This window comes from Nonomuraea sp. JJY05 (genome assembly GCF_043496855.1).
Lineage (GTDB): Bacteria > Actinomycetota > Actinomycetes > Streptosporangiales > Streptosporangiaceae > Nonomuraea.
In genome coordinates this window covers 1-12104 of the sequence record NZ_JBIEIS010000061.1, presented here as the reverse complement: position 1 = coordinate 12104, position 12104 = coordinate 1, and the positions used below count along the sequence as shown (strand labels likewise).

The following is a 12104-nucleotide window of genomic DNA, read 5'->3' as shown; positions in this document are numbered from 1 at the left end:
CCCGCCTCCCCCCCACGGCTCCCGACGGGGCGGGGCACCCGCACCCAGGAGGCACGCATGTCGCACGCGGATGAGACGCTGGCCGCCTACGAGAGCATCGCGGCCCGTTACGACGAGCTGAACGCGCGGATGGACACCTCCGGCCTGGTGGCCCGCTTCACGGAGGCGATCGATCGGTACGGGTCGGGCGGTCGGCGGCTGCTGGACGCCGGCTGCGGGACCGGCCGCAGCAGCGTGGCCTTCCGCGAGCGCGGGTTCGAGGTGACCGGCTACGACCTGTCCCCCGCGATGGTCGCGGTGGCCCGCCGCCGGCCCGGGGCCGGGGAGATCCGGTTCCTGGCGGGACGGCTCCAGGAGCCCCCTCCCGAGCTGACCGGCTTCGACGTGGTCGCCTGCGTGGACGTGCCGATGACGTACCTGACCGGGGCGGACCAGCTACAACGGGCGTTGACGGCCGCGCGCGACCAGCTCGCCGAGGACGGGGTGCTGGTCTTCGACCTGAACACCATCGGCTACTACCGCCGCATGTTCAGCGTCCCCACGGTCGCCGACCGGGGCGACCGGTACGTGGCCTGGTTTGCGGAGTCCCCGCGGATCGAGGCCGACGCGGTCGTGGTCACGCAGTTCGACCTGTTCGAACGGAACGGCACGGGCTGGGAGCGGCTGTCGATGCGCCACGTGCAGCAGCACCACTCCGACCGTACGGTGCGCAAGGTCGCCGAGCAGTCGGGACTGCATGTCGTGGCCGCCCACGGGCTGGTGGGCACCTCGACGCGGGACCCGGCCGACGAGGACGCCCACGACCGGATCCTGTACGTCGCCCGCCGGGCCGGGTGACGTCGGGCGGGATGGCGCCACGGCCAGGCAGGCACCCCACTGGCTGGACACCCGAGCCCGAGCGGGGATCAAGTTTTGATCGCGGTCCCCTGGGCGGAGACGAGGCGCCAGGCGCCGTGGGCGCCGGCGGCGTAGACGTGGGTGTAGCGGCTTCCGGCGCCGAACGTGGCGCCGTCGGGGTTGGTGAAGTTCATGCGGGTACGCCCGACGACGATGCCCACTGTGCCGATGACCCGGACGATCGCCTCGTCCGGGAACGAGTGGATCCGCGGGAACCGGAGGGAGCCGGAGGCCACCAGGTCGAGCAGGATCCCCCTGTCGGCGACGGCCCCGTCCTCGACCCCGACCAGGAGGAAGTCGTCCGCCAGGAGTTCCTCCAGAACGGCGAGATCGCTTGCCACCAGGGCGTCGAAGAAGCTCTGGTCGTGCTTGAGGAGGGTGACCCGATCCGAACTGCTCATGTCCCGACGGTAGACGTTGACGCCGGTGACAAGGTCAAGCCGGCCCCCGGGTTCCGGAGCACAGCCGCACCCCTATCGCTCCTCGACCGCATCCCCGGCGGCGCCTACCTCCCGGACTTCCTCTGCCCTCTCGCCTCCTCCGCACCTGCCGCCGGTCTGCGGCAGGTCATCTCCGCCCCGGCCACACGCGTCGGCTTCGGACACGGCGTCAAGCTCTCCAGGCCATCCGCTCGCTCCGGCAAGCGCTGGAACTGATCTATCCGAGCACCGGGTAGTTCGCGCGGAACACGTTGTGCGGGTCACGCATTCGCTTGATCTCCCGCAGCCGCGCGAGCGCGCTGCCGGAGAAGGACTTCGCCGCCGTGTCACCGGGGGACAGCACGGTGTACGGCTTGCGGCCGCTGACGTAGGCCTCCAGGTCGGCCACGACCTGGGCCTGCTTGGCGCGCGTCGCATCGGCCACGTGCGGCAGGCCGAGACCCAGCAGGCCGAGCAGGTACGGCTCAGCCACCGCGCCGCTCGCACCGGCCCCGCCGCCCGGCTCGGCGAGCGCCCCGCCCAGGTGCCTGATCTGCACGTTGATGAGTGGTTCGACCGGCTTGGCGAGCAGGAGCTCCACCGCGTCCGCGTCCAGGCCGGTGAGCAGCTCCGCACGAGCGATGGATGGGGCCGGATCGGTGGGCTCGGCGGTGATGTCACCCAGGTCGGCAACCGGGACGACACCGCGGCTGTCGGAGATCGCGCCCTCGATCTTGTCGAGGCGTGCCAGCAGGTCCTCCCCCTGAGCCGCCTCACCCAGGTAGGCCAGATCCAGCGTCACCATCGGCGACGCGCCGGGAGGCTGGAGCCGGTTGATCCAGACGCTGAGTTCACGCGGCGCCTCGGCGGTGAGCTCCAGGAACGCGTCGTACACCTCCCTGGTCCGGTGCTCCGGCCAGATCACGCGCCCGCCGTACAGGACTGGCACGGGATACAGCTCGAGTTCGAGGGCGGTCACCACCGCGAAGTCCCCGCCACCGCCGCGCAGCGCCCAGAACAGCTCGGGATCGGACTCGGCGGTCACCCGGCCCGGCTCGCCATCGGCGTCCACGATGTCGATGGCCCGCACGCTGTCGGAGGCGAAGCCGTACTTGCGACCGAACCAGCCGACCCCGCCTCCCAGGGTGTAGCCGGTCACGCTGACCCCCGGCGCGCTGCCGGCCAGGCCGGTCAGGCCCAGCGGACCGGCCGCCGCCAGCACCTGCCCCCACTTCACGCCCGCGCCCACCCGGACCACGCGCTCCTCCGCGCGTACCTCCACCTCGTCCAGCAGGCCGGTACGCAGCAGGATCAGGCCTTCCACGTCACCGGAGGCGCCATGCCCGCTCGGCTGCGCGGTCACCGTCATACCCGCCCGCCGCGCGTAACGCACGAGCGCCGCCACGTCATCGGCATCCGCGGCCTCCGCCACGGCCGCCACCGGCTGCCTGACGGTCAGATTCCACGCGGTGGCCGCCTGTTCGAAGCCGTCGTCATCGGGCAGGAGCACGCGCCCCTTGAGGACACCGCGCAAATCGTTGATCGTCATCGTCGTCTCCCTTTTCGAGTTCTCAGAAAATGCGAAGGAATACCGTGCTGCACTGCGGGGACGTCAGGCGGGCTGCGCGGCGGGCGCTGGGGTGGAGGTCTCTTGGGCCTTGCGCGCCTTGCTGGTCTCGCGGAGGATCAGCAACCCCGTGACCGCGATCAGCACCGAGGTCAGGCCGTGGATGGCGAACGCGGCGGCCGTGGAGCCGTGGTGGGCCAGGACGTTGACCATGTCGCCGAACGGGGCGACGGCCACCATCAGCAGGACCGAGCCCAGGGCGCGGCGGTGGCCCGTCACCAGCAGGACGCCCATAGCCAGGCCCATCGCGATTTCGCGGCTGCCCTTCACGATAGGGAAGCCGCTGTCACCAGAGGGCCAGTTCGGCAGGCCCGGGAAGGACGTCTCGAGGGGCAGGACGAAGGACAACCCGAGGTAGAGGGTGAACAGGACGACAGCGGTGGCCAGGACGGTGTTGATCTTCTTCAGCGACATTGTTCTTCTCCTTGCGAGTCTTTGGGAGTTTGGTGAGCTTCGTGGAGCTCGGTGGGCTCGGGAGTCCTATGGGTCTGGTCAGGCGGCGCGGACGCGGCTGATGTGGCGGGCGTAGCGGGGGCGGCCGATGATGTGCCAGATGCCGCGTACCAGAGCGGGAAGGGCGGACAGGAGCGTGTCGCGCTCCTCCGCCCCGGCGGCGGCCTCCCACGGCGGCCACAGCAGCTCGTCCTCGCCCTCGTGGTGGTTCTTCAGCCCCAGCCGGTAGTCGCGGAAGTGGTCGGCGATCACCTTGGCGCGAGCGGTGTCACCTGGGGCGACCGCCGCGACGAGCTCCATCAGCAGCCGCGACTCGCGACGGAAGGCGCGGTGGACGATCTCCATGTCCTGGGTGTCCACGCTCATTTCGTTCCTGCCCTTCATCGGTTCCACGTGTTAAGGCTGCTCACGGCGTTTGGAAGGGACTTGGAAACGATTTGGAACACCCGCGCGCGTAGGATGCTCCACGTCATGGTCTTGATCCGGGTTTTGGGCTCTTTCGGCGCCGAGGTGAAGGGCGAGCCCGTCCCCCTGGGCGGGCCGCGGCAGCGCGGCGTCCTGGCCCTCCTGGTCGCGGCGCGCGGACAGGTCGTGTCGGTCGACCGGATGATCGAGGACCTCTGGCGCGGCGAGCCGCCGTCCCGTGCGCTGGCCTCCCTGCAGGCGTACGTCTCCAACCTGCGCCGGCTGCTGGAGCCCGGCCGCCCGCCCCGAACCCCGGCCCGCCTCCTGGTGAGCGCCTCCCCCGGCTACGCGCTGCGGCTGCCGCCGGAGTCGGTGGACGCCTGGCGTTTCGAGGACCTGCTCAACGAGGCCCGCACACTCACCGAGCCTCAGGCCGCCCGCGCCCGGCTGGCCGAGGCACTGAGCCTGTGGCAGGGACCCGCGTTCGCCGAGGTCGCCGACGAGCCGTGGGCCGCCGCCGAGACCGCCCGCCTGAACGAGCTGCGCCTGGTCGCCCGCGAGCTCCACGTCGCGGCGGGCCTGCGGACGGGCGACCCCGCCTTGGTGGTCCCCGAGGCCGAGCGCCTCACCCGCGACCAACCCCTGCGCGAAGAGGGCTGGCACCTGCACGCCCTGGCGCTGTGGAGCAGCGCCCGCCAGGCCGACGCCCTGGCGACGCTCCGCCGCGCCCGCGCCACCTTCGCCGACGAACTCGGTCTCGACCCCGGCCCCGACCTGGTCGCCCTGGAAGAGGCGATCCTCGCCCAGCGCATCGACATCCTCCGCAGGGCCGTCCCCCCACTCCCGGCCACCGAACCCCCACACGCCACGCCCTCGCACGATGCGCGCCTGCACGACGCGTCCCCGCATCGCGCGACCTCGCACCGCGCGACCTCGCACGACGCAACCCTGCATCGCGCTGCCTCTTTCGTGGGGCGGGAGGGCGAGCTTGCCGCGCTGGTTTCGGCCGCGGGGGAGGCCGCCGCCGATGGGGCGCGCGTCGCTCTTGTCACTGGGGAAGCGGGGCTGGGCAAGTCGACGCTCTTGGAGCACCTCGGCGCGCAGTTGGAGCGCGACGGCTGGCTCGTCGCCGCCGGGCGTTGTCCGGAGGTCGACGGCGCGCCGCCCGCGTGGGCGTGGGTCGAGGCGCTGCGGGCCGTCGCCGCGACGGTTCCTCCGGGGGAGTTCGCGGAAGACCTGGCGCCGCTGCTCTCCGACTCCGTGCCGGTGGACGGCGACGCCGCCGCCGGGCGGTTCCGGCTGCGCCGGGCCGTGTGGGGCTGGCTCGCGGCGGCCGCCACGGAACGGCCGGTCGCCGTCGTGCTGGACGACCTGCACTGGGCGGACACGACCACGCTGGGGCTGCTCGGCGGCGGCGTCGGCGTGCGGGCCCCGATTCTGGTCGTCGCGGCGTACCGCCCGGACGAGAGCGGGCACCTCACCGAGACGCTGGGTGCGCTCGCCCGCACCGCGCCGCTCCGGATCCCGCTGCCCGGGCTCGACGGCGCGGCGGTGGCCGAGCTCGTACGGGCCGAAAGCGAGGCCGACGACGCGACGGTGGCGGGGATCGCCGAGCGCACCGGCGGCAACCCGTTCTACGTGCGGGAGAGCGCGCGGCTGCTGAGCGGCGAGGGTGCGCTGGTCGCGCTCTCCGAGGTTCCCGAGGGCGTACGGGACGTGCTGCGGCGCCGGCTGGCAAGGCTCCCCGAGAGCGGCGTGTCCGTCCTGCGGCTGGCGGCGGTGGCCGGCAGGGAGAGTTCGGTGGACGTGCTCGTGCAGGCCGCCGACTGCGACGGGGACGGCGTGCTGGACGCGCTGGACGCGGGCGTCATCGCCGGGTTGCTCGACGAGCCGGCGCCTGGGCGCGTCCGGTTCGTTCACGCGCTGGTCAGGGACACGCTGGTCGCCGACGTCAGCCGGTTGCGGGCCGCGAGGATGCACGCCCGGATCGCCGCCGCCCTGGAGGGCACTGGCGACGTCGCGGCGCTCGCCCATCACTATGCGCGAGCGGGATCGCCGAAGGCCGTCGGCTATTGCGTGCGGGCCGCCGAGCTGGCCGAGGCGCGCTACGCCCACGACGTGGCGGCTGCCCTCCTCACCGACGCGGTCGCCAACGCCAGCGAACCGGACGAGCGCGTCGGCCTGCTCGGCAGGCTGCTCCGGGCGCAGATCAGGGCCGGGGCCGTCGCCGCGGCCAGGGAGACGCGCGAGCAGGCCGTGGAGTACGCCGAGTCGATCGGCCGCGACGACCTGATGATCGCCGCGTTCACCGCCTGGACCGAGCCCACCCCCTGGCAGGTCCGCACGTACGGCACCGTCGACCGTCCCGTCGTCGGCCGCCTCAGCCGCCTGCTCAAGCGGACCGGTCTCGCCCCCGACGTGCGCTCCCGCCTCCTCATCGCGTACGCCAACGAGCTGGTGGGCGAGGACGATCCGACGGTCATGGCGGCGGCGCGGGAAGCCCTCGACCTCACCACCGATCCCCGTCTCCGGGCCGCGGCGCTCCTGGTCCTGGCCAACGACCTCGGGCGGGAGGAGTACTCCCGCGAGCTGGTGGAGATCGGCGTCGAGCACGACCTGCCCGTCTACCGCATGACCGGGCTGCTCAGCCAGGCCGCGAACGCCGCTGCGGCCAACGACCCGGCGACGATGCGCCGCGTGACCGGGGAGGTGCTCGACCTCGCCCGCGCCTACCGCATGCCGGAGGCGATCGGCGCCGTCGAGATCGCACTGGCGACCCTGGTGCTCATCGAGGGCCGGTTCGCCGACGCCGAGCGCCTCTACGTGGAGGCCACCGAAGGCATGGAACGCGCCGGATCGGTGCACATCGGCTTCCTCGGACTCGCGCAGGCGGCGATCTGGCTGAACGACGGCACGCTCGGCGACCACCTGGACGACGTGCGCGCTCTCCACGAGGCGCTCGGCCCGATGGTCGCCGACCTGCTCGCGCTCGCCCTCCACGCCGCCGGCCGCAGCGACGAGGCGCGCCGGGCCCGCACGTCACCGAGCCCGATCCGGCCCGACTTCTTCTTCACCTTCCTGACCACCCTGCGCGCCATGGCCGCCATCGCACTGAACGACACCGGCGCCGCTGAGGAGTGCTACGCGGCCCTGCTCCCCCATCGCGACGGTCCTCCGGCCGGCGCCACCAGCCTGTCGCTGGCTGTGCGCCCGGTCGCCCACACGCTCGGCGAGCTGGCGCTGCTGCTCGGCCGCGACGACGAGGCCGCCGCCCACTTCGCCCGGGCCGCCGCCATCGCCGACCGCTGGAACGCGCCCCACTGGTCCGCCCCAGCCCGCGCACACCTCTGACCAGCCCGGACGGAAGATTCGCAAACCGCGAGCCGATGCCGTAAGGCAACACCTACGAGCTGTTCTGTCGGCTGGCCAGCGCGCGAGGGTGCCCGGCCCGCGCGTGAAGCTGCTGATGGACGTGGCGCGGCCGGGTGAGAGGGATGCTCGCGGCCCTGGTGCACGCCGGTGGACGCGCGGCCGAAGGCGCCGTTGGACGCCTGGGATCAGGCGATGGTGAGCGGCCCGCCGCCGGCTCCCGGTCGAGACGAACCCGGCCCTGGTCAGGCGCCATCACGTCACCGGGCGCACGGTCAAGGCCGCTGACCGCTCAACGTCGTGGTCACACCTTAAGGTTCGTTGTCACAGGACACTTGCGGCAAACTCGTCCGGCGTGCCTGTGGGCCCGTCTCTATGGTGCGGTGGTGGTCGGGGCGCGCTCGTCCAGCAGGCCCTCTGCACGCAGGTCGGACCACACCTGCGCCGGGATCTCAGCGCCGAACGCGGTGAGGTTGCGCCGTACCTCGTCCATGCTGCGCATGCCCACCACGATGCCGGCGACGACGGGGTGCAGCAGCGGGAAGGCCATGGCCACCTGCGGGAGGCTCACGCCGTGCACCTCGCAGACGTCCGCGATCCGGTGCGCCCGCCGCAGCAGTTCCGGCGCGGCGGGGGCGTAGTCGAAGCGAGCCCCGGGCGCGGGCCGATCGGTCGCCAGCAGGCCGGAGTTGAAGACAGAGGCCGCCAGCACCGAGACCCCGCGCTCGGCGCAGGCGGGCAGCAGCTCGTCCAGGGCACTGTGATCCAGCAGGGTATAGCGGCCGGAAAGCATCACCACATCCGCGTCGGTCTCCCGTACCAGGCGGGTCAGCTTGCCCGGGTGGTACATGCCCGCGCCGATCGCGCCGACTACGCCCTCGGCGCGCAGCTCGGAGAGCGCCGGGTAGCCGTCGCGCAGCGCGGCCTCGAAGTGCTCCTCGGCATCGTGGAGATACAGCACATCGATCCGGTCCACGCCGATGCGGGCGAGGGAGTCCTCGACGCTGCGCCGGATACCGTCGCGGGAGAAGTCCCACACCCGGCGGTGGGTGGCCGGCACGACGAACCCCTCGTCCATGCGCCCGCCCGGATCTTGAGGCACCAGCAGCCGGCCGACCTTCGTCGAAAGCGTGAACTGCGTCCGCGGTTTTCCGCGCAGCAGGTCGCCGATGCGGCGTTCGGAGTGGCCGATGCCGTAATGCGGCGAGGTGTCGAAGTAGCGGATCCCGGCGTCCCAGGCCGCGTCCAGCGCCCGAGCTGCGGTGTCGTCGTCCAGGGGTGCGAACAGGCCGCCCAACGGGCCGCCCCCGAAGCCGAGTTCGGTGACTTCGACCTCGGTGTGGCCGAGTCTGTGGGTACGCATACGGCGACTTTCCTTCGTGTGAGGACCCGACTCCCTGCCGGGCCCTGGCTTACCGGACTTGAACGCTGATCAGGCCGTCCACGACCACTGAGGTGAGCGAACGTGCACGGCGCGGTGGACAGGAACGGCTGATCACCGCCAGGGCGGACGGGTCTCATTCGGCCGGGAGCCGTGATCGAGTCGTCCGGGGAACGGCCATGCCCCCGAGGGCAAGTGCGGTGACCAAAGCCACGAGCACGCACACGCCCGGCCAGCCCGCCTGGCCATAGGCGCGTATCCCGAGCCATGACCCCATGCTGCCACCCACGTACATGCAGGCCATGTAGGCGGTGTTGAGCCTGCTGCGGGCCTTGGGATGTATGCCGTAGATGCGGACTTGATTGGCGACCATCCCGGACTGCATGGCAATGTCCAGCAGCAGAGAACCCAGTACGAGCCCCGCCAGGCCCAGCGTCCCGCCGAGGCCGCCGATCGCGAGCACAGGCGCCGAGGCGATCACCCCGATCAAGCAGATGAGATTGACCGCGTCCGGCCCGTGCCGGTCCACGTGACGGCCCGCGATTGGCGTGCACACCATCGTCGCTGCGTTGACCAGGGCCAGCATGCCGACCGCTGTCGCGTCCAGGTCGTAGAGCGGACCGGTCAACAGCAGCGCGACGCCGGTCCAGACCGCCGAAAACCCGGCGAAGACCGCCGACTGATAGAGGCACGAACGGCGCAGTTCCGGCTCGCTGCCCAGCAGACGCAGCGGCTCGACCAGCAGCGAAGCATACCGCTGCGCCGACAGCGGGGCCGTCGCCGGCAGCGCCCGGAGCAGCAGGAGCGCGACGATCACGACGAGTGCCGCGGCCATCAGGTACGGCGCCCGCCACCCCAGCCACTCGGCGAGCGCCCCGCCGAGCGTGCGTGACAACAACATGCCACCGACCGATCCGGCCAGTAGCGTGCCGCCGACCATCCCGCGCCGATCCTCGTCCACCAATCCCGCCACCATCGGGCCGATGATCTGCGCGACCACGGTCGTGAGGCCGACCAGCAGCCCGGCGACGAGCAGCGCTTCCAATCCGGGCGCACCGGCCGCAGCGAGGAGTCCCAGGGCCGTGAGCATCAGCAGGCTGACGATCAACCTGCGGTACGGGACCCGGTCGCCGAGCGGTACCAGCAGGACGATCCCCGCCGTGTAGCCGAACTGCGTCGCGGTCACCACTTGCGCGGCTGCCTCGGGAGCGATGTCCAAGCCAGTCGCGATCGAGGGGCTGACGGATTGGGGGAAGTAGACGTTGCCGACAGCCACCCCGCAGACGAGGGCCAGCAGCAGGATCAGGGGCATGTTCAGTCCACCGGTCCGCCGGCGACGTAGACGACCTGCCCGGAGACGAACCCCGCCTCCGGGCTGACCAGATAGGAGGCGGTGTGCGCGATGTCCTCCGGCCGGCCGACCCGACCGACCGGGATGGATCGGGCAGCGATGCGCTGGTGCTCGGCGAAGTCGCGGCCGAGCCGGCGTGCCGTGGCCCGGGTCATGTCGCTGACGACGAAGCCGGGCGCGATGGCGTTGGCGGTGATGCCGTGCCGGCCGAGTCGCAGGGCCAGCGACTTGGTGAAGCCGATCAGACCGGCCTTGGCACTGGCGTAGTCGACCCGGTCGGCGTCGCCGACCGCGGAGATGCTCGACACGTTGACGATCCGGCCCCATCCGGCCTCGATCATGTGCGGAACAACGGCTCGAGTGAGGAAGAACGGTCCGTTCAGGTTGACCCCGAGCACGGTGTCCCACTGGTGCGTGGCCAGTTCCACCAGATCGGCCTGCGGGCCGATACCGGCGTTGTTGACCAGCACCGTCGGGGGCCCGAGCACGGCAGCGATACGGGTGACGGTGGCGATGACCGCGGTCTCGTCGGAGACGTCGGCCATGACCGCCATCGCCCTTCCGCCATTGGCGGTGATCGCTTCGACGGTGGCGGCGCAACCGGCCTCGTCCAGGTCGATCACCGCAACCGCAAGGCCCTCTCCCGCCAGCCGCCTCGCCACCGCGGCGCCGATACCGCGCGCCGCTCCGGTAACGATGGCGATGTGCTCTCCATGAGCCGCATGTTTCATGGGCGCAAGCCCAGCGCATCGGCGGAGTGTCGCCAAAGGATGTAGCGTATGGCTTAATGATCAGCTACGAGTTCAGCGTCGAGGACCTCGCCGACACCCGGTTCGCGATCTCACCGCTGGCCGAGACTGTCTTCAGCCTGCGGGTGCTGCGGGAGCCCGGCCTGCACGTGCTGCACCTGCCGTGGCGCAGGGCGGTGCTCGGCGAACTCGACCCGGCCGACGTCGATCTGCTGCTGTCTCTGGTCGGGGAACGGCTCGTCCTGCCGGACTTCCTGACTCCTCGGCCGACGACCTTCGCTCCTGCCTTCGAGGAAGAGCTGGCCCTGGTCCGGCAGACGGCTCCAGAGGACGTCCGCCGCGACCTGCTGGCCGCGCTCATCCCCGGGCCGGTCCCCGTTGGGGAGGACGCTGCTGCCAGGTTCCGCGACGCCGCCTGCGAGCTGCTGCAGCGTTACTGGGAGCTGGCCATCGAACCGGTCTGGCCCAGGATCCGGCTGATCCTGGAAGCCGACATGACCTACCGGGCACGGCAACTCGCCGTGGGAGGGGCGCGCCTGCTGTTCGCCGACATGCACCCGAACACGCGCTGGAACGAGGGGGTGCTGTACATCTCCAAGATGATCGGGCGGCACCACGTCCCCTCGTCCGGCCGGGGATTGCTGTTGATGCCGTCAGTGTTCGCCCACAAGCCGGCTCCGCCCGTCCACCCCGACGTACCGCCGAGCTTGGTCTATCCCAGCCGCGCCGTGGCCACGTTGTGGACTGCTCCGGCTACCCCGGACGTGACCGCTCTGGCCGAGTTGCTCGGTGCGCCCCGGGCCAGGCTGCTTCGTCTGCTTCACGAGCCGCTGCCGACGATCGAGCTGGCGCGCCGCCTGCGGGTCACCTCCAGCGCCGTGTCGCAGCACTTGCGCGTTCTGCACGCCACAGGCCTGGTCATCCGGGCCCGCCACGGACGGCTGGTCCTGTACAGCCGCAGCCCGCTCGGTGACCAACTCGCCGAACCTTGAGCACATCGCACAGCACAGTGCAGGACTTCCGGGTGCTCGGCAAACCCCCGGTGTCGTCGAGCTGCAAGTCGGCGGCACCAGGTGGCGGCCGGGGCCGGCCGGCGAGGAGTGGATAGAGGCATGACATTTGCCCCTGCCGATCGTCCACATCGGCATCTACCCCGTCGTACGGCGGTGCCGCGAGACTTGCGGCGACCGGAAGGAGCAAGATCATCTACTGGGTGCACGCGTCGGTGGACGGGTTCATCGACGGACCCGACGGGGAGTTCGACTGGCCCGTGACGGGCCCCGAGCTGTCCGCGTACTCCGAGGGGTTGGACAAGGGGGTCGGCACGCTGCTGTTCGGACGTCCGGTGTGGCAGATGATGGTGGGATTCTGGCCGAACGCCGAGTCGATGTCGGACGACGCGCACGTCGCCGCTTTCGCGCCGTTCTGGCGCGCCACGCCGAAGATCGTCTTC

The 12104-nt window shown here is 71.6% G+C and carries 11 protein-coding genes; 4 read left to right on the top strand and 7 right to left on the bottom strand.

Annotation, left to right across the window (positions count from 1 at the left end; translation table 11 throughout):
- The first annotated feature begins 57 nt into the window (after positions 1 to 57).
- Entirely contained in the window at positions 58 to 837 is a 780-nt protein-coding gene (locus tag ACFKCF_RS54560; protein WP_394504450.1) for a class I SAM-dependent DNA methyltransferase, read from the top strand.
- Positions 838 to 905: 68 nt separating this feature from the next.
- Here ACFKCF_RS54560 and ACFKCF_RS54555 read toward each other — a convergent pair whose 3' ends face one another.
- The 4 genes from ACFKCF_RS54555 to ACFKCF_RS54540 form a co-directional block, all read right to left on the bottom strand.
- Positions 906 to 1298, bottom strand: a complete 393-nt coding sequence (locus ACFKCF_RS54555; RefSeq protein WP_394504448.1) for a nuclear transport factor 2 family protein — start codon at positions 1296 to 1298, stop codon at positions 906 to 908.
- Positions 1299 to 1554: 256 nt separating this feature from the next.
- Positions 1555 to 2865, bottom strand: coding sequence for an FAD-binding protein (locus ACFKCF_RS54550; RefSeq protein WP_394504446.1), 1311 nt, complete (start codon positions 2863 to 2865; stop codon positions 1555 to 1557).
- A 63-nt stretch (positions 2866 to 2928) separates the two neighbouring features.
- A complete protein-coding gene (locus ACFKCF_RS54545; RefSeq protein WP_394504444.1) occupies positions 2929 to 3357 on the bottom strand; it encodes a DUF4267 domain-containing protein in 429 nt (142 codons plus the stop codon).
- Between the two features lie 78 nt (positions 3358 to 3435).
- Positions 3436 to 3780, bottom strand: a complete 345-nt coding sequence (locus ACFKCF_RS54540) for a hemerythrin domain-containing protein (RefSeq protein WP_394504573.1) — start codon at positions 3778 to 3780, stop codon at positions 3436 to 3438.
- A gap of 87 nt (positions 3781 to 3867) precedes the next feature.
- On the opposite strand from ACFKCF_RS54540, the gene ACFKCF_RS54535 reads away from it, so the two are divergent.
- Positions 3868 to 7152: a BTAD domain-containing putative transcriptional regulator gene (locus ACFKCF_RS54535; RefSeq protein WP_394504443.1), complete on the top strand. Its 3285-nt coding sequence runs from the start codon at positions 3868 to 3870 to the stop codon at positions 7150 to 7152.
- A gap of 391 nt (positions 7153 to 7543) precedes the next feature.
- Here the strand turns inward: ACFKCF_RS54535 and ACFKCF_RS54530 are convergent, their stop codons facing one another.
- From ACFKCF_RS54530 to ACFKCF_RS54520, 3 genes are all read right to left on the bottom strand, one after another.
- Positions 7544 to 8533, bottom strand: coding sequence for an aldo/keto reductase (locus tag ACFKCF_RS54530; protein ID WP_394504441.1), 990 nt, complete (start codon positions 8531 to 8533; stop codon positions 7544 to 7546).
- 154 nt (positions 8534 to 8687) lie between these two features.
- Positions 8688 to 9863: an MFS transporter gene (locus tag ACFKCF_RS54525; protein ID WP_394504439.1), complete on the bottom strand. Its 1176-nt coding sequence runs from the start codon at positions 9861 to 9863 to the stop codon at positions 8688 to 8690.
- 2 nt (positions 9864 to 9865) lie between these two features.
- Complete coding sequence (locus ACFKCF_RS54520) at positions 9866 to 10633, bottom strand: SDR family NAD(P)-dependent oxidoreductase (RefSeq protein ID WP_394504437.1); 768 nt, start codon at positions 10631 to 10633, stop codon at positions 9866 to 9868.
- Between the two features lie 56 nt (positions 10634 to 10689).
- On the opposite strand from ACFKCF_RS54520, the gene ACFKCF_RS54515 reads away from it, so the two are divergent.
- Complete coding sequence (locus ACFKCF_RS54515; RefSeq protein ID WP_394504435.1) at positions 10690 to 11643, top strand: ArsR/SmtB family transcription factor; 954 nt, start codon at positions 10690 to 10692, stop codon at positions 11641 to 11643.
- Positions 11644 to 11852: 209 nt separating this feature from the next.
- A partial coding sequence (locus tag ACFKCF_RS54510) for a dihydrofolate reductase family protein (RefSeq protein ID WP_394504571.1) occupies positions 11853 to 12104 on the top strand: 252 nt, incomplete at its 3' end.